The organism is Microbacterium sp. NPDC056044 (genome assembly GCF_042267145.1).
In the GTDB taxonomy this organism is placed as follows: domain Bacteria; phylum Actinomycetota; class Actinomycetes; order Actinomycetales; family Microbacteriaceae; genus Microbacterium.
On sequence record NZ_JBHJWZ010000001.1, the window covers coordinates 324,758 to 349,926 of the forward strand.

The window sequence follows — 25,169 nt, forward strand, 5'->3', positions numbered from 1 at the left end:
GTGACGCTGCTCGCCGTACTGCTGTTCCTCAACGCCGCCTTCAACGTCCTCGTGTGGCCGACGTTCTACCGCCGGGTCGCGAAGGACCCGCGGGCACACGACGCCCAGGGCAAGCCCACCCGCTTCCTCGTCGTGCACACGGTGCTCATCGCGATCGCGCTGACGCTGGCCGCGGCATCCGTCATCGCGGGCGTCGCCGCGCTCGTCGCGTGATGCGCGACCCCGCGCCCGCGGCGTAGCGTGGGGCGCACGACGAAGGGGGAACCATGGCCCGCATCCTGATCTTCGGCGGCCACGGCAGGGTCGCGCTGCTCGCCGAGCCGCTGCTCGTGGCGCAGGGGCACACCGTGACCGCGGTGATCCGCAACGCCGACCACGAGGCGGAGGTCGCCGCGACCGGCGCGCAGCCGCTCGTCGCGGACGTCGAGGCGCTCGACGCCGAGCAGCTCACCAACATCGTCGCCGGCAACGACGTCGTGGTGTGGTCCGCCGGGGCCGGTGGCGGCAACCCGTCGCGCACGTACGCGGTCGACCGCGACGCGGCGATCCGCTCGATGGACGCAGCAGCGGCCGCCGAGGTGCTGCGCTACGTGATGGTGTCGTGGGTGGGCTCCCGGGCCGACCACGGCATCGCGTCCGACGCCTCGTTCTTCCCCTACGCAGACGCGAAGTGGGCTGCCGACGCGCACCTCGCTGGGAGCGCGCTCGACTGGACGATCCTCGCACCCGGCACGCTCACGCTCGATCCGCCCACCGGCCGCATCGCCCTCGACCCTGAGGGCTCCGGCGACGTGCCCCGCGCCGACGTCGCCGCGGTGATCGCGGCGACCATCGCCGACGACACCACGATCGGCCGGACCATCCGCTTCGGCGGCGGCGACGAGGTCATCGGCCACGCGATCGCCGGCTGAGTCAGTCCTCGCTGGAGTGGAGTCCGCGGCGCGCCGACAGCAAGGTCACCTCGGGGTGATCGGCGACCAGGCGCTCGGCGTGGTCGAGCACGTCGCGCACGTGCGACGAGCCCGAGGCCACGACGCCGACGCCGATCTTCGCGCGTCGGTGCAGGTCGTGCTCGCCGACCTCGGCGGCGGCCGCCTCGGTGCGCCGGCTCAGCTCGGCGACGAGAGGGCGCAGGACGCTCCGCTTCTCTTTGAGCGAGCGGACGTCGCCGAGCAGCAGGTCGAACTCGATCCACCCGATCCACATGGATCCATCGTGCCAGCGGGTGTGCGCGGACGGTCGCCGCTCTAGGCTCGTGTCATGCGCGCCACCGTCATCCACGCCGCCCGTGACATCCGCGTCGAGACCGTGCCCGACCCTGTGCTGTCCACCGGCGCCGACGCCATCGTGCGCGTCGTGGCCGCCTGCGTGTGCGGCTCCGACCTCTGGCCGTACCGCGGCGTCACGCCCACGCGCGAGGCGCACCGCATCGGCCACGAGTTCGTCGGCGTCGTCGAAGAGGTGGGCGCCGAGGTCGAGATCGTGCGACCCGGCGACTTCGTGATCGCCCCGTTCTACGTCTGCGACGGCACGTGCGCGAACTGCCGCAACGGCGTCAGCACGTCGTGCCTCAGCGGGGGCTGGTGGGGGAGCGCCGACCGCTTCGGCGGCTTCGCCGACGGCGGTCAGGGGGAGCGCGTGCGCGTCCCGCTCGCCGACGGCACGCTAGCCGTCGTTCCCGGACCCGTCTCGGACGCCGAGATCCCCGGCCTGCTCACGCTCAGCGACGTCATGGGCACCGGCCACCACGCCGCGGTCTCGGCGGGCGTCGGGCCGGGCGACGCGGTTGCGGTGGTCGGCGACGGCGCCGTCGGGCTGTGCGCGATCATCGCGTCGAAGCGACTCGGCGCCACCACGATCATCGCGATGTCGCGACACCCCGAGCGGCAGGCCCTCGCGCGCGAGTTCGGCGCCACCCACATCGTCGAGGAGCGCGGCGACGCGGGCGTCGAGGCGGTGCGTGCCCTGACCGGCGGCATCGGCGCCGACCGCGTGCTCGAGTGCGTCGGAACGAAGGAGTCGATGGACCAGGCGCTGCGCTCGACGCGCCCCGGCGGCATGGTCGGCTACGTCGGCGCGCCCAACGGCGGGCCCGAGCTGCCGGTGCGTCCGATGTTCAACCGCAACGTCGGGGTCAACGGCGGCGTCGCCCCCGTGCGCGGCTACATCGAGGAACTCCTGCCCGATGTGCGCTCGCGCGCGATCCGACCCGGCCGCGTGTTCGACCTCGAGCTCCCGCTCGAGGACGCCGCCGAGGCGTACGCTGCCATGGACGAGCGCCGCGCGACGAAGGTGCTGCTGCGGCCCTGAGCGCGATTCGCGACGCGCGGGAGCACCTCTCCGCGATTCGCGACGCGCCCGCGTGCCTGCGCGCGCCGGGGACTCCGTACGGTAGAACAGCAGAAGTCGAAGGGAACCCGGAACCGTGAAGCTGATCAAGCGCATCATCGTGGTGCTCGTCATCGCGTTCGCGGCGTTCTACCTCATCACCCGGCCGCAGGACGCGGCGAACGCGGTGCAGGGCGCCGTCGGCGCCGTATGGGGCGCCGGGGTCGCCGTCGTCGACTTCCTGACGGCGCTCGCCCAGGGCTGAGCATGTTCGATCCGCGGATCGAGAAGCACCTGATCGCGGATCAGGGAGAGCACGTCGTCGACGAGGTCCGCAAGCACTGGGCCGCCACGGTCTCGGCGGTGCTCGAGCTGTTCGCCGGCATCGTGGTGCTGCTGCTCACCTTCTTCGTCCCGGCGCAGGCCTGGTGGGTGCCCGCGCTCCTCGGCGCCGCGGTGACGTTCCACGCGATCTGGCGGGTCTTCGAGCAGCACACCGACCGCTTCGTCATCACCAACATGCGCGTCTTCCGCGTGCACGGCATCCTGTCGCAGCGCATCGCGACCATGCCGCTCGCGCGCATCCTCGACATCTCGGTCTACAAGCCGCTCGTCGGCCGGATCTTCGGCTATGGCCACTTCGTCTTCGAGTCCGCCGCGCAGGAGCAGGGCCTCCGCGAGATCAAGTACGTCGGCGATCCCGACCAGCGCGGACTGACGATCCAGCGCGTGATCCAGCAGGCGGGCCTGCGCGGCGCCGCCGGGCGCGCCGGGATGGACCCGTTCGCGGGGGCGCCCTTCGCGCCGGTGGCACCGCCGCAGCCGGAGGCCGCAGCATCCATCACCGTCGTCCCGGTCGAGGACGACCGCAATCCGACTGCACCCGTTCCTGACGTGCGGCGCGGCTCCTCGGCGTCGGGGTGGGACTGGCTCGCCGACGCGCAGCGGCGCGAGGACGAGCGGCTGGCGCAGCTGCGCGGAGAGGCCGCGCCCGCGCCGGTGCCCTTCGATCCGGACCGCACCAACACGGCCCCGATCGAGCTTCCGCGCTGACGCCGGGCGGATGCCGGCGCCCCGGAGAAGGCGGCATTTCGGCCCGATCGGGAACATCCCAGGCGACCCGCCCGTTCTGGTACCCTGGAGTGTCACTCGTGTGGCTGTTTCGCCACGCCTGAGGTACCGGTTCGCGCCGGTGACCGGTTTCCCGCAAGGGCTCGGGTGACATCGCTGGAAAATCCGCTTCGCCTCGGTTCGAGGCATCCGTTCGCCCTCGTGCGTCGGAAGCCGCTGAAGACCGGGGCCCGACACCCAACCCCAACAAGGACAACCCACTACATGACTACCGCAACGACCGCCCCGGCCACCAAGCAGGTCGCGATCAACGACATCGGATCTGCCGAGGACTTCCTGGCCGCGGTCGAGAAGACCCTGAAGTTCTTCAACGACGGCGACCTCATCGAGGGCACCGTGGTGAAGATCGACCGCGACGAGGTCCTCCTCGACGTCGGTTACAAGACCGAGGGCGTCATCCCCTCGCGTGAGCTTTCCATCAAGCACGACGTCGACCCCAACGAGGTCGTCAAGGTCGGCGACGAGGTCGAAGCCCTCGTTCTCCAGAAGGAGGACAAGGAAGGCCGCCTCATCCTCTCGAAGAAGCGCGCACAGTACGAGCGTGCGTGGGGCGACGTCGAGAAGATCAAGGAGAACGACGGTGTGGTCACCGGCTCCGTGATCGAGGTCGTCAAGGGTGGTCTGATCGTCGACATCGGCCTGCGTGGCTTCCTGCCCGCATCGCTCATCGAGCTCCGCCGCGTCCGCGACCTCACGCCGTACCTCGGCCAGGAGATCGAGGCGAAGATCCTCGAGCTCGACAAGAACCGCAACAACGTCGTGCTCTCGCGCCGCGCCCTGCTCGAGCAGACGCAGTCCGAGTCGCGCACCACGTTCCTCAACAACCTCCACAAGGGTCAGGTCCGCAAGGGCACGGTCTCGTCGATCGTCAACTTCGGTGCGTTCGTCGACCTCGGTGGCGTCGACGGTCTCGTCCACGTCTCGGAGCTCTCGTGGAAGCACATCGAGCACGCGTCCGAGGTCGTCGAGGTCGGCCAGGAGGTCACCGTCGAGATCCTCGAGGTCGACCTCGACCGCGAGCGCGTCTCGCTGTCGCTCAAGGCGACGCAGGAGGACCCGTGGCAGGTCTTCGCCCGCACGCACGCGATCGGTCAGGTCGCGCCGGGCAAGGTCACCAAGCTCGTTCCGTTCGGTGCGTTCGTGCGCGTCGCGGACGGCATCGAGGGCCTCGTGCACATCTCGGAGCTGTCGGGCAAGCACGTCGAGCTCGCCGAGCAGGTCGTGTCGGTCGGCGAAGAGGTCTTCGTCAAGATCATCGACATCGACCTCGAGCGTCGCCGCATCTCGCTCTCGCTCAAGCAGGCGAACGAGTCGGTCGACCCGCACGGCACGGAGTTCGACCCGGCGCTGTACGGCATGGTCACCGAGTACGACGAGCACGGCGAGTACAAGTACCCGGAGGGCTTCGACCCCGAGACGAACGCGTGGCTCGAAGGCTTCGACGAGCAGCGCGAGAAGTGGGAGCAGGAGTACGCTGCGGCCCACGCTCGCTGGGAGGCCCACAAGGCTGCCGTCATCAAGGCCCTCGAGGCCGAGGCTGCCGCTCCGGTCGAGACCGGCGCGTCCTCGTACTCGTCCGACAGCGGCCCCGCGGGCACGCTGGCTGACGACGAGGCCCTCGCGGCCCTGCGCGAGAAGCTCTCGGGTCGCTGATCCTGAGCTGAGCCGCCCGGTTCGCTGAACCGTCTGGTTCGAAAGGCCGTCACCACCGCTTCGGCGGGGTGGCGGCCTTTCGCGTGCCCGTGGCGACGTCGGAGGCAGGCGGTATCGTCGCCGCGTGCCTGAGAACGCCCCTTCCGCGCGATGCCTGGTGGACGATGACGGATGCCGCGGCCCCGTGCCCGCGGACGCTCCGGTCGCGCTGTGCGCGGCGCATCTCGCGGTGGCGGGGGAGTGGGCGGACGCCCGGTACGGAGTGACGGACGCCCTGCCGTCGCCGTGCCGGCTGTGCGGATCGCGGCTCGGCTTCCGCTATCCGTCGGGGTGGCTGTGCGCCGTGTGCGAGTGGCGCTACGGCGACCTCCCCGACGACGACCTGGCTCCGCCCCGCGTCGACGTCGTCTACTACCTGCGCTACGACGACCGCGTGAAGATCGGGACGAGCGCGAACCCGCGGCAGCGGTTCGGCGCCATCTGGCACGACGAACTGCTGGCGTTCGAGCGCGGCGGGCGGGCGCTCGAGCAGCGGCGGCACGTGCAGTTCGCGGCCGACCGCTACCCCGGCACGGAGTGGTTCCGCCGCTCCGACGCCCTCGCCGCGCACATCGCCGTCCTCGCCGCCGGAATCGACGACCCGTGGCAGCAGCACGCACGATGGCGCAGCGAGGCGCTCGCGGCGCGCGGCTGAGACGCTGGGCCGACGAGCGGCGAGCGCGCCGTCTCCCGCTGGGGGCGCAGCATCCGTTACCGTCACGGTATGACCGCCGCGACACCGGGCGAGCCGGGTGGGCCCGCGGTGCGCTCCCGCACGGGCGGGACCGCGCCTGACGGCGCCGACCGCACGCGCGGCCGCACCGCGACGCTGAACCAGCTGCTGCTGGCCGCGGTGGTGTTCGTGCTCGGCGTGCTCGTGGCGATCGGGCCGTTCGGCGGCGAGCCGGCGCTGTTCTTCCTCGGGGTCGTCATCGTGGTCGCGGTGACCGCCGCCACGCTGGTGGTGCCGTGGAACCGCCTGCCGTACGGGTGGGTCGCGGTCGTCCCCGCGATCGACATCGTCGCGATCACTCTCATGCAGATCGCCGCTCCCGACACGGCGCTCGGGCTGCTGTGGATCTTCCCCGCGACCTGGCTCGCCGGGGGGTTCGGGCTGCTCGGCCTGTTCGGCGTGATCGTCGCGATCGCCGGCATCGTCAGCGTGCTCACGGCGATCAGCGCCGCGGAGGTCACGTACCGGACCTTCCTGCTGCCGCTCGTGATCATCGCCGTCGCGGCCACCAGCCATCTCAACGCCCGACGGTCGGACGCGCAGCGCATGCTCCTGGCGAAGCAGTCGCAGCTGCTCGCGAGCGTGCTCGCACGCACGAGACGCCAGGAGCAGGTCGTCACAGAGGTGCTGGACGCCGTCGACTTCGGCGTCGTGCGCATGGGCACGAGCGGCCGCGTGGCCGTCACCAACGAGGCCCACGGCACGCTGCTGCAGGGCGTCGAGCCCGACCACGACGGCACCGAGGTGCCCGCGTTCCGCGACGACGGCACCTCGCCGCTGCCGCCCGACGAGCACCCGCTCGAGCGTGCGCGCCGAGGCGAGGCGTTCGACGACCAGGTCGTCTGGTTCGGCCCCGAGTCCGGCCCGCGCCGCGCGCTCACCATCACGGCGCGGCGCCTCACCGACCCCGACGGCGCCGACGCCGGCGCGGTGGTCGTCTCGAGGGATGTGACGGCCGAGCTCACCGCGCTCCGCGCGCGCGACGACCTCGTCGCCTCGGTGTCGCACGAGCTGCGCACACCGCTCACCTCGATCCTGGGCTACCTCGACCTCGCGATCGAGGATCCCGACACCCCCGACGCGGTGCGGGCCAGCCTCGACGTCGCCGAGCGCAACGCCGAGCGCCTGCTGCGCATCGTCGCCGACATCCTCGCGGCATCCAGCTCGTCGCCGTCGTCGGTCGAGGCGTCCCTCGCCCCGCAGCTCCTCGACGCGCGCGACCTGGTGCGCGCCGCGGCCGCCGACGCCCTGCCGCGTGCCGCCGCCCGAGCGATCACCATCGACGAGACGGGGCTGGAACCCGCGGTCGCGTGGGCCGATCCGCTGCGCCTGCGGCAGGTCGTCGACAACCTGGTGTCGAACGCGATCGCCTACAACAAGGACGGCGGCACGGTGTTCGTCGGCACGACGACCGACGGCACGTCGAGCTGGATCCTGGTGCGCGACACCGGCGTCGGCATCTCGGAGGCCGACCGTTCGCGCCTCTTCCAGCGGTACTACAAGGCGGGCGGCGAACGCCGGTCGGGCACCGGCCTGGGGCTTGCGATCACCCGCGACATCGTGCGCGCCCACGGCGGCGAGCTCGCCCTGCACAGCGCGGCGGGCGTCGGCTCGACGTTCATCGTGAAGCTGCCCGCGATCGGCCCGGAAGGAGAAGAAGGATGACCCTCGATCTGGCGAGCGTGCTCATCATGACCGCGCTGGTGGTCAACGTCAGCGGCGTGCTGTTCATCCTCGAGACCCTGCTGCGCCGGGACGAGGGCGCGGGGCGCATCTGGTCGATCGCGTTCCTCGCCGCGATGCTCACCACCCTCGCCTACACGATCTGGGCCCAGACGGAGGACGGCGCGTGGTGGGCGATCGCCGTCGGCAACGCCGCGTTCGTCGCGGGCACCGGCTGCATGTGGCTGGGCTGCCGCCGTTTCAACGGGCGCGACATGCGCTGGTCGTCGATCCTCGTGGCCGTCGCGGTCGCCGCGGCCGCGACCGCTGTCGTGATCGAGGGCGACACGGGCGGCGACTGGGCCGGCGCGCTGTGGATGTTCGTGCCGCTGCTGTTCTTCGCGGGCGCGGGGGCGGTGGAGTGCCTCCGCGGCGACATGCGGGAGTCGCGCACGTCGTGGGTGCTCGGCGCGGTGCTCGGGTTCCAGTCGCTGTACTACGTGTCGCGCACCACCGCCTTCGTGACCTCTGGCCCCGACAGCGCCCTGTTCCAGACCGCCTTCGGGACGATCAGCACGAGCTACCTCACCGTGACGCTGACGATCGTCGCGGTGGTCGTGACCTCGGTGCTGCGGGCGAGCCGCGCGCCGATGCGCGGCTATCTGCGCGAGGCCCAGGCCGTCGATGAGGATCAGGGCATCCTGAGCGAGTCGTCGTTCGCCGTCGTGCTCGAGGGGATGTGCCGGCGCGCTGAGCGGCGCTTCGAGCCGATCGCGGTGACGGCCGTCCGCCTCGACGACCTCGACCAGATCTCCACCGCCTTCGGCAGCGACGTCGCGGGCGCAGTGGCAGCGACCTGGCGCACCGGCGTGCGCCACCACACGCCGACGAACGCCGTCGTCGGCCAGGACGGCCACACCGGGCTCGTCGTCGGTCTCGCGGTCGCCTCGCCGCAGGACGCGCGCCGGCAGGCGGGCGCGATCTACCGGGGTCTCTTCGACGACCTCGGCAAGGTCGGCGGGGGAGTGATCCCTGTGGTGGGCGTCGGCGTCGCGCTGAGCGAGACGGCGGGCTACGACCCGGCCGAGCTCATCCGCGTCGCCCGCGAGGCGGCGAGTCGTGCGGCCGCGAACGTGGAGACCTCGGTGCTCGTCGACGAGGGCGAGTAGCGGCATCCGTCCGCCCGCGCAGCGCGCGCGTCAGGCAGTGAGACGGTAGCCGACGCCGCGCACGGTCTCGATCCACCGCGGCTGCGCAGGCGACTCGCCGAGCTTGCGCCGGAGGTTCGCCATGTGCACCTCGATCGCGCGCGCGTCGCTGTCGGACACGAAGTCGGTGACGGCGTACTGGTCGCCGCGGAGCATCAGGGCGAGATCCGACTTCGCGCGCACACGCCGGCCCGCGACGAGCAGGTCCGCGAGGATGTCGAACTCGCTGCGCGTGAGCTCGACGTCCTGCTCGTCGACGGTGACGAGGTGGGTGGAAGCGTTCAGGCGCAGTCCGTGGTGCTCGAGCCAGACGCCGTCGGTCAGGCCTTCCTCACCCGTGGAGTCGGGCTCCGCCGGGGCCACGTGCCGCGGTCTGCGCAGCATGGCGTCGATGCGGGCGCGCAGCTCGCGCGGACGGAAGGGCTTGGCGACGTAGTCGTCGGCCCCCGCCTCGAGGCCCTGCAGAGCATCGATCTCCTCCGTGCGGGCGCTCAGCATGACGATGTAGGTCGAGCTGATGGCCCGGATGCGCTTGGCGGTCTCGAAGCCGTCCATGCCGGGCATGTTGACGTCGAGCGTCGTCACCAGAGGCCGATGTTCGCGCACCAGTTCGACGCCGTCCGCGCCGTTGGCGGCGCCGTGCACCTCGAAGCCCGCCTGGGCGAGCACGGTCGACAGGAGAGAACGGATGTCTTCCTCGTCCTCTATGACGACCGCGACGCGCGATTCTTCCACCGATGCACCCTCCGGATCCGGTGCTGTCGACGGACCCTGGACGTCGGTCATGATATCCCAGAACGCGCTGCGGAACGGGTGCGGCAGGCCGTCGATCACGGCAGGCGACCGTATGCGGGGCGGGCCGTGGAGCTTCGCTCGCGTGTGCCCGTCACCTCGCCGGTCCGGCGGGCCGCGCGTAGGGCGGGAGATATCCCCATGTCCCGCCCTGCGCGCGTCCTCCGTGCACGGAACGCGACCGCCGTCGTCCCCACGCGTGCGGCCTGTCCGTACCTCAGGACGATCGGGCTGGTGCAGCGGGGCGGTGTCGCGTCGGTCGCCACGATGTCGCGTCCGACGCTCATCTTCCGCCCTCCCCAGTGCTACACGGGTGGATCTGTCCTTCGGGTGACCCGAGGCTACCTCCGGTGCCTCAACACCCGCTCAGGCCCACCTCAGGAACCGCGCAGGGCTTGCGGGCGCCGGAGGGTGCCGGCGGCGCGCGTCCGGCGGGCGTGGCGTGGCATGCTCGAACCATGCCGCTCGTCGCCCTCACCGGAGGCATCGCCTCCGGAAAGTCCACGATCGCCCGCCGCCTCGCCGATCACGGTGCCGTGATCGTCGACGCCGATCAGCTGGTCCGCGAGGTGCAGCAGCCCGGCTCGCCGGTGCTGGCGGCGATCGCCGAGACCTTCGGGGAACGGATGCTGCGTCCCGACGGTTCGCTCGATCGCGCCGCCCTCGGCAGCCGCGTGTTCGGCGACGACGCGGCCGTCGCACAGCTCAACGCGATCGTCCACCCCGCGGTGCGGGAGGAATCGACGCGGCGCATCGAGGAGGCGTTCGAGGCCGATCCCGCTGCCGTCGTCGTCTACGACGTTCCGCTGCTCGTCGAGGCGCGTGCGGACGCCCCCTGGCAGTTGATCATCGTGGCGCACGCACCCGAGGACATCCGCCTGCGCCGCCTCGTCGAACTGCGCGGCATGACCGAGACGGATGCCGCAGCCCGCCTCGCGTCGCAGGTGCCCGACGACGTACGCCTGGCGATCGCCGATGTCGTGATCGACACCGCGGGCTCGCTCGACAGCACCGAGCGCCAGGTCGACGAACTCTGGACGGCGCTCGACGAGCACATCGCGCGCCGGGCCGTGCGCCCGTAACCTGGAGGCGGATCGAGGAGGTTCCGATGGCCCTGTTCTCGAGGTTCCGCCGGCGCAGGACGCCGTACGGTGCGACGACGGAGGAGGAGCGCATCGCGCGCTACGTCTACCTCCTCAACACCCTGCCCGCGTCGGTGATCGAGAGCGCGCACGCCTCGGCCTTCCAGGACCTCCCGCCCGAGCGCCGGCGCGAGATGTTCGAGCAGCTGCGGCCCTTCCTCGCCGACTCGGAGCGCGACGCGGCGGCCGACGACCCCTCGGTGATCGCGCGGCTGGTGCGGCGCGCCGAGGAGCACAGGACGCGCCGCGCCGTTGCCGGGGGAGCGGATGCCGCGACCGAGGCCTCGACGGATCCCGCCCGCACGGCGGTCGGGCTCGAGGATCGTGACGCCCGCGACGGCGTGGACCCGCGGGCGATGCTCCTGAACGTCGGCGTGATGGCGCTCGTGGCGAACCAGTTCCTGGTGGCGAGCTCGGTGACGGCGTACTACACCGTGGGGGCCGGATCGCTGCAGCTCGGCGACGGCCCCGCCTGGATCGGCGACACCTACGATCCCGCCTCGGGCGGCTTCGACGGCGGCGGGGGCTTCGACGGAGGCGGGTTCGACGGCGGCGGCGGTGGCGGCTTCGACGGCGGGGGCTTCGGCGGCGGCTTCGACGGCGGGGGCGGCTTCGGCGGCTGATCCGGACGCGGCGGCGGGTCGCAGCATCCGCTCATCGCGAACTCCGCCCCGATGTCGGAGGCCGCGCCTACCCTGGATGGGTGCAGACCACACGATCCGTGCGGCCGTTCGAGGTCGTGAGCGAATACGAGCCGTCGGGTGACCAGCCCCAGGCGATCGCGCAGCTGGCGGCGCGCATCAACGCCGGCGAGACCGACGTCGTGCTGCTGGGCGCGACCGGTACCGGCAAGTCGGCGACCACCGCCTGGCTCGTCGAAGCCGTCCAGCGCCCCACTCTCGTGCTCGCGCACAACAAGACCCTGGCCGCGCAGCTGGCGAACGAGTTCCGCGAGCTCATGCCGCACAACGCGGTCGAGTACTTCGTCAGCTACTACGACTACTACCAGCCCGAGGCGTACGTCCCGCAGACCGATACCTTCATCGAGAAGGACTCGTCGGTCAACGCCGAGGTCGAGCGGCTGCGCCACTCGACGACGAACTCGCTGCTCAGCCGCCGGGACGTGATCGTGGTGAGCACCGTGTCGTGCATCTACGGCCTCGGTGCGCCCGACGAGTACCTGCGCGCGATGGTGGCACTGCAGGTGGGCGAGGTCTACGACCGCGACGCGCTCATCCGCAAGTTCATCGCGATGCAGTACAACCGCAACGACGTCGACTTCTCACGGGGCAACTTCCGCGTGCGCGGCGACACCATCGAGATCATCCCGGTCTACGAGGAGTACGCGATCCGCATCGAGATGTTCGGCGACGAGATCGAGGCGCTGTACATGCTGCACCCGCTCACCGGCGACGTGGTGCAGCGGCTCGACAGCGTGCCGATCTTCCCGGCGTCGCACTACGTCGCGGGCACCGAGACGGTGCAGCGCGCGATCGGCACCATCGAAGACGAGCTCGGCGAGCGGCTGAGAGAGCTCGAGTCGCAGAACAAGCTGCTCGAGGCGCAGCGTCTGCGCATGCGCACGACCTTCGACCTCGAGATGCTGCAGCAGCTCGGCTTCTGCTCGGGCATCGAGAACTACTCGCGCCACATGGACGGGCGCGCGCCGGGCGAGCCGCCGCACACGCTGCTCGATTTCTTCCCCGACGACTTCCTCATGGTGATCGACGAGTCGCACGTCACCGTCCCGCAGATCGGGGCGATGTACGAGGGGGATGCCTCGCGCAAGCGCACGCTCGTCGAGCACGGGTTCCGGCTGCCGAGCGCGCTCGACAACCGGCCGCTGCGGTGGGACGAGTTCAAGGACCGGGTGGGCCAGACGGTGTACCTGTCGGCGACGCCCGGTCGGTACGAGATGGGCATCGCCGACGGCGTGGTCGAGCAGATCATCCGCCCGACGGGCCTGGTCGACCCCGAGATCGTCGTGAAGCCGTCGAAGGGCCAGATCGACGACCTGCTCGAAGAGATCCGCCTCCGCGTCGAGCGCGACGAGCGCGTGCTCGTGACGACGCTGACGAAGAAGATGGCCGAAGAGCTCACCGACTTCCTCGGCGAGCACGGCGTGCGCGTTCGCTACCTGCACTCCGACGTCGACACGCTCCGCCGCGTCGAGCTCCTGAGCGAGCTGCGGGCCGGCGTCTACGACGTGCTGGTGGGCATCAACCTGCTGCGCGAGGGCCTCGACCTCCCCGAGGTCTCGCTGGTGTCGATCCTCGACGCCGACAAAGAGGGGTTCCTTCGCAGCGGCACCTCGCTCATCCAGACGATCGGCCGCGCGGCGCGCAACGTCTCGGGTCAGGTGCACATGTACGCCGACACGGTGACCGACTCGATGGCCAAGGCGATCGAAGAGACCGACCGGCGCCGCGAGAAGCAGATCGCCTACAACACCGCCAACGGCATCGAGCCGCAGGCGCTCCGCAAGCGCATCGCCGACATCACCGAGGTGCTGGCCCGCGAGGCCTCCGACACGGATCGGATGCTGCGGGGCAAGGCTGCGGCGAAGACCAAGTCCGGCGTCGGCAAGAGCCCGACACCGCAGCTGCGGCGCGAGGGCATCGCGGCGGAAGGGGCCGAGCAGCTCGAGGCGACCATCGCCGACCTGAGCCAGCAGATGCTCGCGGCGGCCGGGGAGCTGAAGTTCGAGCTCGCCGCGCGGCTGCGCGACGAAGTGCAGGACCTCAAGAAGGAACTGCGGGCGATGGAGCGCGCCGGCCACGCGTGACGCGCGTGGCCCGGGATCAGGGCTCAGGGGCAGTGCATGAGGGGCTTCGGCCCCGAGCGGTCGAACGTGTGCTGCGTGATCGGCGCGCCGCACAGCGGACACGCGCGCTCGGCCCGTTCCTCGACACTCGGCGGGGGAGTCGTCTCGTAGGGCCCGACGGCGGCGGGGCCGGCGACACGGATGAGGTTCGCGTTGAGGAACGCGTACCAGCCGCCGGCTTCGCGCACGCGCTCGCGGAGCGGACGACGGTCGGGGGTGGAGGCATCCGTGTCTGGCATGGTCATTAGTGTACTAACGATTAGTGCGCGATAGGATCAGCGGGTGACGGATTCCCAGCTCAACCCGGACGACCTGCTCAAGCTCGACAACCAGGTCTGCTTCGCGCTGGTGACCGCGGCGCGCAACGTCGTCGGCCTGTACCGGCCGATCCTCGAGCCGCTGGGCCTCACGCACCCGCAGTACCTCGTGATGCTCGCGCTGTGGGAGCGGTCGCCGCGGTCGCTGCGCGAGCTCGCCGCCGAGCTGGCGCTCGAGCCCGCGACGCTGTCGCCGCTCGTGAAGCGGCTCGAGGCGCAGGAACTCGTCACCCGGTCGCGCCGCGACGACGACGAGCGGGTGCTCGACGTCCGGCTGACGGAAGCGGGTGCGCGCCTGCGCGCGCGGGCGCTCGAGGTGCCGGGCAAGGTGATGGCGAGCGTCGGGACCGATGCCGCCGCGCTCCTGGCCCTCCGCGACGCGCTGCAGCCGTTCGCCGGCGCCCGCTGAAGCGCTGCGCGCGGGGGAGGAGGGCCGCGTCTTCGCCGACGGCGAACGGCTCCCAGCCCCCATGTCGGAGGCCCCACCTAGACTTGTCGGGTGCCCATCGTCCCTGTCGCCCTGCCCGCGAACATGCCCGGAAACGCCGTCGGCGGTACCAGCGGAAAGCTCAGCGTCCGCGGTGCCCGCGTGCACAATCTCAAGGATGTCGACCTCGACATCCCGCGCGATTCGCTCGTCGTCTTCACCGGCCTGTCGGGCTCGGGCAAGTCGAGTCTCGCGTTCGACACGATCTTCGCCGAGGGCCAGCGCCGGTACGTCGAGTCGCTGAGCGCCTACGCCCGGCAGTTCCTGGGGCAGGTCGACCGCCCCGACGTCGATTTCATCGAGGGGCTGAGCCCCGCCGTCTCGATCGACCAGAAGTCCACCAACCGCAACCCGCGGTCGACGGTCGGCACGATCACCGAGATCCACGACTACATGCGTCTGCTGTGGGCGCGCATCGGCGTGCCGCACTGTCCCCAGTGCGGCGAGGTCATCCAGCGCCAGACGGTGCAGCAGATCGCCGACCAGCTCATGGAGCTGCCCGAGCGCACGCGCTACCAGATCGTGGCACCCGTCGTGACGCAGAAGAAGGGCGAATTCGTCGACCTCTTCAAGGAGCTCGGCGCGAAGGGCTACGCCCGTGCCATCGTCGACGGCGAGCTGATCCAGCTGGCTGAGCCGCCGGCGCTCAAGAAGAGCTACAAGCACGACATCGCGGTCGTCGTCGACCGTCTCGTCGCGGCCCCCGGCATCCTGGATCGCGTGACCGACTCGGTCGAGACCGCGCTGTCGCTCGCGAGCGGCGTGGTGCAGGTCAACTTCGTCGATGAGGAGGGCGATGCCGCGTGGCAGTCCTTCTCCGAGAAGCTCGCGTGCCCGAACGGTCATCCGCTGCAGCTGACCGAGATCGAGCCGCGCACCTTCTCCTTCAACGCGCCGTTCGGCGCGTGCCCGGCGTGCTCGGGTCTCGGCACCCGCATGTCGGTCGACGTCGAGCTCATGCTGGGCGACGAAGACCTCTCGATCCGCGAGGGCGTCCTCATCCCGTGGACGACGCAGGGCAAGGGGCTCTTCCAGTACTACGAGCGCCTGCTCGAGGGGCTCGCGAACGACCTCGCCTTCTCGCTCGACACCCCGTGGAAGCGGCTGCCGTCCGAGGTGCGCGAGGCTGTGCTGCGTGGCGAGAACTACAAGGTCACGGTCAAGTGGAAGAACCGCTACGGCCGTGAGATGCGGTACTCGTCGGGCTTCGAGGGCGTCGTGCCCTACATCGAGCGCCAGTACACGCAGGCTGAGTCCGACACGCAGCGCCAGCGCTGGTCGGAGTACCTCCGCGAGGTGCCCTGCCCGGTGTGCGACGGCGCCCGTCTCAAGCCCGAGGTGCTGGCGGTCCAGGTGCACGGGCATTCCATCGCGGATGCCTCGCGCCTGAGCCTCGGCGAGGCGCGCGAGTACTTCGCGAAGCTGACGCTCACCGACCGCGAGGCGACGATCGCCGCGCAGGTGCTGCGCGAGATCCGCCTCCGGCTGGACTTCCTGATACGCGTCGGCCTCGACTACCTGAGCCTGAGCCGCGCCGCCGCCACCCTGTCGGGCGGCGAGGCCCAGCGCATCCGGCTCGCGACCCAGATCGGCTCCGGCCTCACCGGCGTACTGTACGTGCTGGACGAGCCGTCGATCGGCCTCCATCAGCGCGACAACCGCCGTCTCATCGAGACCCTCGTGGCGCTGCGCGACCTCGGCAACACGCTCATCGTCGTCGAGCACGACGAAGAGACGATCCACGCGGCGGACTGGGTCGTCGACATCGGCCCCGGCGCCGGCGTCAACGGCGGCGAGGTCGTGCACTCCGGACCCATCGGCGAGCTCCTCGAGGACCCCGACTCCATCACCGGCGAATACCTCTCCGGGCGACGCTCCATCCCGACGCCGAAGAAACGCCGCAAGATCGACAAGAAGCGTCAGGTGACGGTCGTCGGCGCGCGCGAGAACAACCTCAAGAACGTCACCGTCGACTTCCCGCTCGGCGTCCTCACCGCCGTCACCGGCGTCAGCGGCTCCGGCAAGTCCTCGCTGGTCAACGGCATCCTGTACCAGGTCCTCGCGACGCGTCTCAACGGCGCGCGCCGGGTCGCGGGCAAGCACACGCGCGTGACCGGCCTCGACAACCTCGACAAGGTCGTGCACGTCGACCAGGCGCCGATCGGTCGCACGCCGCGGTCGAACCCGGCCACCTACACCGGCGTCTTCGACCGCATCCGGACGCTCTTCAGCGAGACCCCCGAGGCGAAGGTGCGCGGCTACCAGCCGGGCCGCTTCAGCTTCAACGTCAAGGGCGGCCGGTGCGAGGCGTGCTCGGGCGACGGCACGATCAAGATCGAGATGAACTTCCTGCCCGACGTGTACGTCGACTGCGAGGTCTGCCACGGCAAGCGGTACAACCGCGACACCCTGGCGGTGCACTACAAGGGCAAGAACATCGCCGAGGTCCTCGAGATGCCGATCGCCGAGGCCGCCGAGTTCTTCGAGCCGATCCAGGCCATCCACCGCTACCTCAAGACGCTCGTCGACGTCGGTCTCGGCTATGTCCGGCTCGGGCAGTCGGCCACGACGCTCTCGGGCGGCGAGGCGCAGCGCGTCAAGCTCGCCACCGAGCTGCAGCGACGCACGAACGGCCGGTCGATCTACGTGCTCGACGAGCCGACGACGGGTCTGCACTTCGAGGATGTGCGCAAGCTCCTCGAGGTGCTCAACGGACTCGTCGACAAGGGCAACACGGTCATCGTGATCGAGCACAACCTCGACGTCATCAAGTCTTCCGACTGGGTGATCGATCTCGGTCCCGAGGGCGGCTCGGGCGGCGGCCAGGTGATCGCGACGGGCACGCCCGAGCAGGTCGCGCGCGCCGACGGCAGCCACACCGGCGCGTTCCTCGCCGAAGTGCTGGGGCTGCGCGCCCCGACGCACGCGGTCACCGAGCTCGTCGAGGCCCGCAAGGCCGGCTGAGCCGCATGGCGCGCTCCGCTCCCACCGTCCCGTACAAGCCGAAGCCGGGCGAGATCCCGACGAATCCCGGGGTCTACCGGTTCCGCGACCGCGACGGGCGCGTGCTCTACGTCGGCAAGGCGAAGAACCTGCGCGCGCGCCTGTCGAACTACTTCGCGCCGCTGCACACGCTCCACGAGCGCACGCGGCGCATGGTGACGACCGCGGCATCGGTGGAATGGACGGTCGTCGCGACCGACGTCGATTCGCTGCAGCTCGAGTACCAGTGGATCAAGGAGTTCGACCCGCCGTTCAACGTCCGCTACAAGGACGACAAGTCGTACCCGTTCATGGCGATCACGCTCGCCGACGAGGCGCCTCGCGTCATCGTGACCCGTAACCGCCGCATCCCGGGAGCGAAGTACTTCGGTCCGTACCCGAAGGTGTGGGCGGTTCACGACACGATCGACCTGATGATCCGGGTGTTCCCGATCCGCACCTGCAGCGACTCGTCGTACAAGAAGGCGATGGCGACAGGGCGGCCGTGCTTCCCGGGGCAGATCGGGCGCTGCGGCGGGCCGTGCTCGATGAAGGTCACGATCGAGGAGCACCGCGCGATCGTCGACGACTTCATCGCCTTCATGTCGGGCGGCGATCAGCGCTTCACGAGGGAGCTCACCGCGCGCATGCGCGAAGCGTCGGCGGCCATGGACTACGAGGCGGCCGCCGTGTACCGCGACCGGCTGCAGTCGATCGACGCGGTGCTGAACCGCAGCGCGCTCGTGCTGGCCTCCGACACCGACGCCGACCTCTTCGGCATCGCCGAGGACGAGCTGGCGGCAACCGTGCAGCACTTCGTGATCCGCGGCGGCCGCGTACGCGGCGTGCGCGCGACCACGATCGAGAAGGAGCTCGACATCACCGGCGGCGAGCTCGTCGACCAGGTGCTGCAGCGCACCTACGGCAACGCCGCGGGCGCCGACATCCCGAAGCAGGTGCTCGTGCCGGCGATGCCCGACGACGCCGCCGACCTCGAGGAGTGGCTGCGCGGGCGCCGCGGCAAGTCCGTGACGATCCAGATCGCGCAGCGCGGCCGCAAAGCCGACCTCATGCGCACCGCCACGCTCAACGCGCAGCAGGCGCTCATGCTCCACAAGACGCGGCGCACCAGCGACTACGTCGCGCGCAGCCAGGCTCTCACCGACCTTCAGGAGGCCCTCGACCTCGCCGAGGCGCCGCTGCGCATCGAGTGCTTCGACGTGTCGCACCTGAGCGGCACGAACGTCGTGGCGTCGATGGTCGTCTTCGAGGACGGCCTGCCCCGCAAGGACCAGTACCGCAGCTTCGGCGTTGCCGAGACCACCGACGACACCGACTCCCTGTACCAGGTGCTCACGCGCCGGCTCGCGTACCTCGATCGCCCGGAAGAGAACGAACCGGATGCTTCGCCCGACCCCACCGCCGACGGCGAGGTCGTGACGGAGCGGCGTCGCCCGCGCTTCGCGTACCGGCCGCAGCTGCTGGTCGTCGACGGCGGACAGCCCCAGGTGGAGGCCGCGGCGCGGGCGCTCCGCGACGTCGGTCACGAGGAGATCGCCCTCTGCGGCATCGCCAAGCGGCTCGAGGAGGTGTGGCTGCCGGGGGAGGAGTACCCGGTGATCCTGCCCCGCACCTCGGAGGCGCTGTACCTGCTCCAGCGACTGCGCGACGAGGCCCATCGCTTCGCGATCACGCACCAGCGCAAGCGCCGCCGTCGTGACATCCAGAGTGTGCTGGCGGAGGTGCCGGGCCTCGGCGACGCCCGCATCAAGGCGCTGCTGCGACACTTCGGCTCGGTGTCGGCGCTCAAGAAGGCGACGCCCGAAGAGATCGCCGAGCTCCCCGGCGTCGGACCGAAGCTCGCGTCGGCCATCCACACCCACCTCGCCGAGCCCGCGGCCGCCCTCTCCGACGCGCCATAGCGCCGGTCGCGCCCGCGAACGACCGCCCGGTATGACTAGGCTTGTCGGGACGGGGGTGGTCATGGGCGAGGCGACGCGTCAGGACGTCGGAGAAGTGCTGATCGTCACGGGGATGTCCGGCGCCGGCCGGTCCACCGCGGCGAACGCGCTGGAGGATCTCGACTGGTATGTCGTCGACAACCTCCCTCCGCAGATGCTCAAGCCCCTGCTCGACCTCACCGAGCTCGCCGGGGGAGTGCTGCCCCGCGTGGCCGTCGTGGTCGACGTGCGCGGGCGCGACCTCTTCTCCGATCTGCCCGAGGCGATGCGCGCGCTCCGCGAGCGCCGTCAGATCCGGCTGCTGTTCCTGGATGCCTCGGACGAGGTGCTCGTGCGCCGGTTCGAGGCGGTGCGGCGCCCTCATCCGCTCCAGGGCGACGGCACGATCCTCGACGGCATCCGCCGCGAGCGCGCGCGCCTCGCTGCTGCCCGTGAGAGCGCCGACGTCACCATCGACACGTCGGCGTACAACATCCACCAGCTCGCCACCGAGGTCGCCGACCTCTTCAGCGAGGAAGGCGCGGCGCGGCACACGCTGACGCTGCAGAGCTTCGGGTTCAAGTACGGCCTCCCGCCGGACGCCGACATCGTGGCCGACATGCGCTTCCTCCCGAACCCGTTCTGGGACGAGCGGCTCCGCCCGTTCACGGGCGAGGACGAAGAGGTCCGCGAGTACGTGCTCGGCCAGGAGGGCGCGAAGGAGTTCCTCGACGCGTACAGCGCGGCGCTGCGGCCGGTGCTCGAGGGCTATCAGCGCGAGAACAAGAGCCATTCGGTCATCGCGATCGGCTGCACCGGCGGCAAGCACCGCTCGGTCGTGATGGCGCGCGAGCTCGCCGAGCGCCTCGCGAGCGTGCCCGGCGTCGCGGTGCGCGTGACGCATCGCGACCTCGGTCGCGAGTGACGGCGACGCCCGGCCGGAGGGGCCGGGTAGGCTTGACGGTCGTTCCCGCAAGACTTCTGAAGGAGACCCGTGTCGCTGACCGCTGACGTGAAGGCCGAGCTGATCACCGTGCGAGACCCGCGCCCTACGGCGCGGGTGGCCGAGCTCACGTCCCTGCTGCGATTCTCGGGCGGCCTGCACTCGATCGCCAACCGCGTCGCGGTCGAGGCCGAGCTGGACTCCGACATCCTCGCGCGTCGCACCGCCCGTGACCTCGTCGAGCTCTACGGCGTGCGGCCCGAGCTCGTCCACGTGCAGGGTTCGGGAGCGCGCACGGGCAGCCACTACGCCGTCCGCGTGATCGAGGGCGGCGAGACGCTCGCCCGCCAGACCGGCCTGCTCGACCAGCGGCGTCGCCCGGTCCGCGGCCTGCCCAACAAGCTCACCACCGGGTCGCGCGGCGACCTCGCCGCCATCTGGCGCGGTGCGTTCCTCGCCGCCGGCACGCTCAGCGACCCCGGCCGCTCGGCCGCGCTCGAGATCACCTGCCCGTCGTCGGAGGCCGCGATGGCACTCGTCGGCGCCGCACACCGCCTCGGGATCGCCGGCAAGGCGCGTGAGGTGCGCGGCATCCCGCGCGTCGTCGTGCGCGAAGGCGAGGCCATCCGCGCCGCCCTCGCCGCGATGGGCGCCGTCCGCGCCGCCGCCGAGTGGGACCAGATGCGTCAGCGCCGCGAGGTGCGCGCCGGCGTCAACCGGCTCGTGAACTTCGACGACGCCAACCTGCGCCGCTCGGCGCAGGCGGCCGTCGCCGCGTGCGCCCGGGTCGAGCGTGCGCTCGAGATCCTCGGCGACGAGGTGCCCGACCACCTCCGCCAGGCCGGCGACCTCCGCCTCGCGCACCGCGACGCGAGCCTCGACGAGCTCGGCCACCACGCCGACCCGCCGCTCACCAAGGACGCCGTCGCCGGGCGCATCCGCCGCCTCCTCGCGATGGCCGACAAGAAGGCCGAGACCGAGGGGCTGCCGGGAACCGAATCGGCTGTCCCCGCCGGTATCGAGGACTGAGAACCCTCACGGATGCTGCGGGCCGCAGCATCCGTCTTCCACACGTCACGTTCCGAAGCAACCCCGCCGCAGGGGTGTCGGCGCTCACTAGGATGAAGACGTCACCCTTGCTGCGCCGGGGAATTCGGCGCGCGCCGACAGGAAGAAGAGAACATGGCGAAGTACACCTTGCCCGACCTCCCTTACGACTACGCCGCCCTCGAGCCGCACATCAGCGGCAAGATCATGGAGCTGCACCACAGCAAGCACCACCAGGCGTACGTGACCGGCGCGAACACCGCGCTGGAGCAGCTGGCCGAGGCGCGCGAGACCGGCAACCTGGCGAACGTGAACAAGCTCGAGAAGGACCTCGCGTTCCACCTCGGCGGTCACGTGAACCACTCGATCTTCTGGACCAACCTGTCGCCCGAGGGCGGCGGGGAGCCCGAGGGTGAGCTGAAGGCCGCCATCGACGAGTTCTTCGGCGGTTTCGACAAGTTCCAGGCGCACTTCACCGCCGCGGCCAACGGCATCCAGGGCTCGGGCTGGGCCGTCCTCAGCTGGGACCCGATCGGCGAGCAGCTCATCATCCAGCAGCTGTTCGACCAGCAGGGCAACACCGCGCAGGGCACCATCCCGATCTTCCAGCTCGACATGTGGGAGCACGCCTTCTACCTCGACTACCTCAACGTCAAGGCCGACTACGTCAAGGCGGTCTGGAACATCGCGAACTGGCAGAACGTCGCGCAGCGCCTCGACGCCGCCCGCCAGAAGACCTCGGGCCTGCTGGTACTGTCCTAGTAGGCGCGGCCGTCCCGGCGGGGCAGCCCGCCGGGACGCCGTTGTCCTCGTTCGCATCGCAACAACCGCGCACTCGCGCACGACACATCTCAGGAGAAACTCCGTGACTGTCAAGATCGGCATCAACGGCTTCGGCCGAATCGGACGCAACTACCTCCGCGCGGCTCTCGCGCAGGGCGCGGACCTCGACATCGTGGCGGTGAACGACCTCACCGACAACAAGACCCTGGCTCACCTGCTCAAGTACGACTCGATCCTCGGTCGCCTCGACCAGGAGGTCTCGTACACCGAGGACTCGATCACGGTCGGCGACAAGACCATCAAGGTCTTCGAAGAGCGCGACCCCGCGAACCTGCCCTGGGGCGAGCTCGGCGTCGACATCGTCATCGAGTCGACCGGCCGCTTCACCAAGGCCGTCGACGCCGGCAAGCACATCGCGGGCGGCGCCAAGAAGGTCCTGATCTCGGCCCCCGCCAACGGCGAGGACGGCACGTTCGTCATCGGTGCGAACGAAGAGACCTACGACCCCGAGACGCAGCACATCATCTCGAACGCGTCGTGCACGACGAACTGCCTCGCGCCGCTCGCCAAGGTGCTGAACGACGAGTTCGGCATCGTCAAGGGCCTCATGACGACGGTGCACGCGTACACCGCCGACCAGAACCTGCAGGACGGCCCGCACAGCGACCTGCGTCGCGCCCGCGCCGCCGCGCTCAACATCGTCCCGACGTCGACCGGCGCCGCCAAGGCCATCGGCCTCGTGCTGCCCGAGCTCAAGGGCAAGCTCGACGGCTTCGCCCTCCGCGTGCCGGTCCCCACCGGCTCGGCGACCGACCTCACGGTCGAGCTCGAGCGCGAGGTAACCGTCGACGAGATCAAGGCCGCCTACAAGGCTGCTGCGGAGGGTCCCCTCAAGGGCATCCTCAAGTACACCGAGGACGAGATCGTCTCGAGCGACATCGTCACCGACGCGCACTCCTGCATCTTCGACGCCGGCCTCACGCGTGTGATCGGCAACCAGGTCAAGGTCGTCGGCTGGTACGACAACGAGTGGGGCTACTCGAACCGCCTCGTGGACCTCACCGAGATCGTCGCCTCGAAGCTCTGATCCCCATGGCTCTGCGCACCCTCAGCACGCTGGGTTCGCTGGCCGGCAAGCGTGTCATCGTCCGTGCTGACCTCAACGTCCCCCTGAAGGACGCGGTCATCACGGACGATGGCCGTGTACGGGCCACGCTTCCCACGCTCAACGCCCTGATCAACCAGGGCGCCCGCGTCATCGTCTGCTCGCACCTCGGGCGCCCCGACGGCGCTCCCGATGCGAAGTACAGCCTCGAGCCGGTCGCCCAGCGACTCTCGGAGCTCCTCGGCAAGCCGGTCGCGTTCGCGCGCGACACGGTGGGGGAGTCGGCTCGCGAAGCCGTCGCCGCCCTCGAGGACGGCGACGTCGCGATCATCGAGAACCTGCGGTTCAACCCGGGCGAGACCGCCAAGGACGACGCGACCCGTCGCGCGTTCGCTGAGGAGCTCGCGTCCCTCGGCGATGTGCTCGTCTCGGACGGCTTCGGCGTCGTGCACCGCAAGCAGGCGTCGGTCTACGACCTCGCCGAGCTGCTGCCGTCGGCCGCCGGCTTCCTCATCGAGAAGGAGGTCGATGTCCTCGACCGCCTGACCGAGAACCCCGAGCGCCCGTACACGGTCGTGCTCGGCGGCTCGAAGGTCAGCGACAAGCTGGGCGTCATCGACCACCTGCTTCCGCGCGTCGACCGTCTGCTGGTCGGCGGCGGCATGCTGTTCACCTTCCTCGCGGCCCAGGGCCACAAGGTCGGCTCGAGCCTCCTCGAGGCCGACCAGCTCGACACCGTGCGCGAGTACATGCGGCGCGCCGAGGAGTCGGGCGTCGAGCTCGTGCTCCCGACCGACGTCGTCGTGGCCTCGAAGTTCGGCGCCGACGCCGAGCACGTGGTGACCGGCGCCGACGGCATCGAAGACACCGCGTTCGGGGCATCCGGTCTCGGGCTCGACATCGGTCCCGAGACGGCCGAGCGCTTCGCCGCGCTCGTGCGCGACTCGAAGACCGTGTTCTGGAACGGCCCCATGGGCGTGTTCGAGCTCGCGCCGTTCGCCGCCGGCACGAAGGCGGTCGCGCAGGCGCTCACCGAGGTCGACGGCCTGTCGGTCGTCGGCGGCGGCGACTCGGCCGCGGCGGTGCGACAGCTCGGATTCGCCGACGACGCCTTCGGTCACATCTCGACCGGCGGCGGCGCCAGCCTCGAGTTCCTCGAGGGCAAGAAGCTCCCCGGACTGGAGGTCCTCGGATGGCAGTAGCAGGCCGCACCCCGCTCATCGCGGGCAACTGGAAGATGAACCTCGACCACCTGCAGGCGGTCGCGTTCGTGCAGAAGCTCCACTGGACGCTCAAGGACGCCAAGCACGAGGACGGCTCGGTCGAGGTCGCGGTGTTCCCGCCCTTCACCGACCTGCGCACCGTGCAGACGCTGCTCGACGCCGACAAGATCCCGTTCGCCCTCGGCGCGCAGGACCTGTCGGCGCACGACTCCGGCGCATACACCGGCGAGATCTCGGGCGCCTTCCTGGCGAAGCTCGACGCGACCTACGTCATCATCGGCCACTCCGAGCGTCGGCAGTACCACGACGAGACGGACGAGGTCGTGGGCTCCAAGGTCAAGGCCGCGCTGAAGCACGGCCTCGTGCCGGTCATCTGCGTCGGCGAGACGCTGGCGCAGCGCGAGGAGTCGGGGCCGACCGCGGTCTCGGTCGCGCAGCTGCAGGCGGCGCTGGAGGGCGTGCCGGCAGACGCCGACTTCGTCGTCGCCTACGAGCCCGTCTGGGCCATCGGCACCGGACAGGTCGCGTCGCCCGAGCAGGCGCAGGAGGTGTGCGTCGCGCTGCGCGAGGTCATCGCCGACAAGCTCGGAAAGGACGCCGCTGCCCGCACGCGCATCCTCTACGGCGGATCGGTCAAGTCGGGCAACATCGCGAGCTTCATGCGCGAGCCCGACGTCGACGGCGCCCTGGTCGGCGGTGCGAGCCTCGTCGTCGACGAGTTCGCCGCGATCATCCGCTACCAGAAGCACGTCGGGGTCTGACCCCGCGACCGGCGGGCGGCGAGGTTTCCTCGCCGCCCGCCGGCCTACACGTATACTTGACCCTTGTGC

General features: G+C 70.7%; 24 protein-coding genes. 21 read left to right on the forward strand and 3 right to left on the reverse strand.

Translation table 11 applies throughout. The features are described 5' to 3' along the window. Both ACFC1I_RS01490 and ACFC1I_RS01495 read left to right on the forward strand, forming a co-directional pair. A complete protein-coding gene (locus ACFC1I_RS01490; protein ID WP_376006075.1) occupies positions 1 to 213 on the forward strand; it encodes an SCO4848 family membrane protein in 213 nt (70 codons plus the stop codon). Between the two features lie 53 nt (positions 214 to 266). Beyond that, a complete protein-coding gene (locus ACFC1I_RS01495) occupies positions 267 to 911 on the forward strand; it encodes an SDR family oxidoreductase (protein ID WP_376006076.1) in 645 nt (214 codons plus the stop codon). Between the two features lies 1 nt (position 912). Here the strand turns inward: ACFC1I_RS01495 and ACFC1I_RS01500 are convergent, their stop codons facing one another. Beyond that, on the reverse strand, positions 913 to 1,206 hold the full coding sequence (locus ACFC1I_RS01500) for a DUF503 domain-containing protein (protein WP_376006078.1): 294 nt from the start codon (positions 1,204 to 1,206) through the stop codon (positions 913 to 915). 54 nt (positions 1,207 to 1,260) lie between these two features. Between ACFC1I_RS01500 and ACFC1I_RS01505 the strand changes: the two genes are divergently transcribed. The 7 genes from ACFC1I_RS01505 (at position 1,261) to ACFC1I_RS01535 (ending at position 8,715) form a co-directional block, all read left to right on the forward strand. Continuing rightward, the gene (locus ACFC1I_RS01505; protein ID WP_376006079.1) at positions 1,261 to 2,310 is read left to right on the forward strand and encodes a zinc-dependent alcohol dehydrogenase family protein; all 1,050 of its coding nucleotides are present in this window, start codon (positions 1,261 to 1,263) and stop codon (positions 2,308 to 2,310) included. Positions 2,311 to 2,425: 115 nt separating this feature from the next. Further along, on the forward strand, positions 2,426 to 2,593 hold the full coding sequence (locus ACFC1I_RS01510; RefSeq protein WP_376006081.1) for a hypothetical protein: 168 nt from the start codon (positions 2,426 to 2,428) through the stop codon (positions 2,591 to 2,593). Between the two features lie 2 nt (positions 2,594 to 2,595). Beyond that, positions 2,596 to 3,381 carry a PH domain-containing protein gene (locus ACFC1I_RS01515; RefSeq protein WP_376006083.1) on the forward strand — a complete coding sequence of 262 codons (786 nt, stop codon included), beginning with the start codon at positions 2,596 to 2,598 and terminating at the stop codon, positions 3,379 to 3,381. Between the two features lie 282 nt (positions 3,382 to 3,663). Then, positions 3,664 to 5,112: a 30S ribosomal protein S1 gene (gene rpsA, locus ACFC1I_RS01520; RefSeq protein ID WP_045298874.1), complete on the forward strand. Its 1,449-nt coding sequence runs from the start codon at positions 3,664 to 3,666 to the stop codon at positions 5,110 to 5,112. A gap of 124 nt (positions 5,113 to 5,236) precedes the next feature. Continuing rightward, positions 5,237 to 5,806 (forward strand): GIY-YIG nuclease family protein, encoded by a 570-nt coding sequence (locus tag ACFC1I_RS01525; RefSeq protein ID WP_376006086.1) that lies wholly within the window; start codon positions 5,237 to 5,239, stop codon positions 5,804 to 5,806. A 69-nt stretch (positions 5,807 to 5,875) separates the two neighbouring features. After that, positions 5,876 to 7,549 carry a sensor histidine kinase gene (locus tag ACFC1I_RS01530; RefSeq protein ID WP_376006088.1) on the forward strand — a complete coding sequence of 558 codons (1,674 nt, stop codon included), beginning with the start codon at positions 5,876 to 5,878 and terminating at the stop codon, positions 7,547 to 7,549. Further along, positions 7,546 to 8,715 (forward strand): hypothetical protein, encoded by a 1,170-nt coding sequence (locus ACFC1I_RS01535; RefSeq protein WP_376006090.1) that lies wholly within the window; start codon positions 7,546 to 7,548, stop codon positions 8,713 to 8,715. The genes ACFC1I_RS01530 and ACFC1I_RS01535 overlap by 4 nt, the downstream gene beginning before the upstream one ends. Positions 8,716 to 8,745: 30 nt before the next feature. On the opposite strand, the gene ACFC1I_RS01540 is transcribed toward ACFC1I_RS01535, so the two are convergent. After that, complete coding sequence (locus ACFC1I_RS01540) at positions 8,746 to 9,489, reverse strand: response regulator transcription factor (RefSeq protein WP_376006092.1); 744 nt, start codon at positions 9,487 to 9,489, stop codon at positions 8,746 to 8,748. A gap of 515 nt (positions 9,490 to 10,004) precedes the next feature. Between ACFC1I_RS01540 and coaE the strand changes: the two genes are divergently transcribed. The 3 genes from coaE (at position 10,005) to uvrB (ending at position 13,473) form a co-directional block, all read left to right on the forward strand. Further along, positions 10,005 to 10,628: a dephospho-CoA kinase gene (gene coaE, locus ACFC1I_RS01545; RefSeq protein WP_376006094.1), complete on the forward strand. Its 624-nt coding sequence runs from the start codon at positions 10,005 to 10,007 to the stop codon at positions 10,626 to 10,628. 26 nt (positions 10,629 to 10,654) lie between these two features. Then, positions 10,655 to 11,311: a hypothetical protein gene (locus tag ACFC1I_RS01550; protein WP_376006096.1), complete on the forward strand. Its 657-nt coding sequence runs from the start codon at positions 10,655 to 10,657 to the stop codon at positions 11,309 to 11,311. 80 nt (positions 11,312 to 11,391) lie between these two features. Beyond that, positions 11,392 to 13,473 carry an excinuclease ABC subunit UvrB gene (gene uvrB, locus ACFC1I_RS01555; protein WP_376006098.1) on the forward strand — a complete coding sequence of 694 codons (2,082 nt, stop codon included), beginning with the start codon at positions 11,392 to 11,394 and terminating at the stop codon, positions 13,471 to 13,473. A gap of 23 nt (positions 13,474 to 13,496) precedes the next feature. Here uvrB and ACFC1I_RS01560 read toward each other — a convergent pair whose 3' ends face one another. After that, positions 13,497 to 13,751 carry a hypothetical protein gene (locus tag ACFC1I_RS01560; RefSeq protein ID WP_376006100.1) on the reverse strand — a complete coding sequence of 85 codons (255 nt, stop codon included), beginning with the start codon at positions 13,749 to 13,751 and terminating at the stop codon, positions 13,497 to 13,499. Between the two features lie 43 nt (positions 13,752 to 13,794). On the opposite strand from ACFC1I_RS01560, the gene ACFC1I_RS01565 reads away from it, so the two are divergent. The 9 genes from ACFC1I_RS01565 to tpiA all read left to right on the forward strand — a co-directional run bounded on the left by ACFC1I_RS01565 (position 13,795) and on the right by tpiA (position 25,100). Continuing rightward, positions 13,795 to 14,238, forward strand: coding sequence for a MarR family winged helix-turn-helix transcriptional regulator (locus ACFC1I_RS01565; protein WP_376006102.1), 444 nt, complete (start codon positions 13,795 to 13,797; stop codon positions 14,236 to 14,238). Positions 14,239 to 14,328: 90 nt separating this feature from the next. Further along, positions 14,329 to 17,280 (forward strand): excinuclease ABC subunit UvrA, encoded by a 2,952-nt coding sequence (gene uvrA / locus ACFC1I_RS01570; RefSeq protein ID WP_376006104.1) that lies wholly within the window; start codon positions 14,329 to 14,331, stop codon positions 17,278 to 17,280. A 5-nt stretch (positions 17,281 to 17,285) separates the two neighbouring features. Continuing rightward, on the forward strand, positions 17,286 to 19,220 hold the full coding sequence (uvrC, locus tag ACFC1I_RS01575) for an excinuclease ABC subunit UvrC (protein WP_376006106.1): 1,935 nt from the start codon (positions 17,286 to 17,288) through the stop codon (positions 19,218 to 19,220). A gap of 31 nt (positions 19,221 to 19,251) precedes the next feature. Continuing rightward, a complete protein-coding gene (gene rapZ, locus ACFC1I_RS01580) occupies positions 19,252 to 20,163 on the forward strand; it encodes an RNase adapter RapZ (RefSeq protein WP_376006108.1) in 912 nt (303 codons plus the stop codon). A 69-nt stretch (positions 20,164 to 20,232) separates the two neighbouring features. After that, positions 20,233 to 21,210, forward strand: coding sequence for a DNA-binding protein WhiA (gene whiA, locus ACFC1I_RS01585; protein WP_376006110.1), 978 nt, complete (start codon positions 20,233 to 20,235; stop codon positions 21,208 to 21,210). A 153-nt stretch (positions 21,211 to 21,363) separates the two neighbouring features. After that, positions 21,364 to 21,990, forward strand: coding sequence for a superoxide dismutase (locus ACFC1I_RS01590; protein ID WP_376006112.1), 627 nt, complete (start codon positions 21,364 to 21,366; stop codon positions 21,988 to 21,990). 103 nt (positions 21,991 to 22,093) lie between these two features. Further along, entirely contained in the window at positions 22,094 to 23,098 is a 1,005-nt protein-coding gene (gene gap, locus ACFC1I_RS01595; RefSeq protein ID WP_376006114.1) for a type I glyceraldehyde-3-phosphate dehydrogenase, read from the forward strand. 5 nt (positions 23,099 to 23,103) lie between these two features. Beyond that, on the forward strand, positions 23,104 to 24,318 hold the full coding sequence (locus ACFC1I_RS01600; protein ID WP_376006116.1) for a phosphoglycerate kinase: 1,215 nt from the start codon (positions 23,104 to 23,106) through the stop codon (positions 24,316 to 24,318). Then, a complete protein-coding gene (gene tpiA, locus ACFC1I_RS01605) occupies positions 24,309 to 25,100 on the forward strand; it encodes a triose-phosphate isomerase (RefSeq protein WP_376006118.1) in 792 nt (263 codons plus the stop codon). The genes ACFC1I_RS01600 and tpiA overlap by 10 nt, the downstream gene beginning before the upstream one ends. Positions 25,101 to 25,169: the final 69 nt, after the last annotated feature.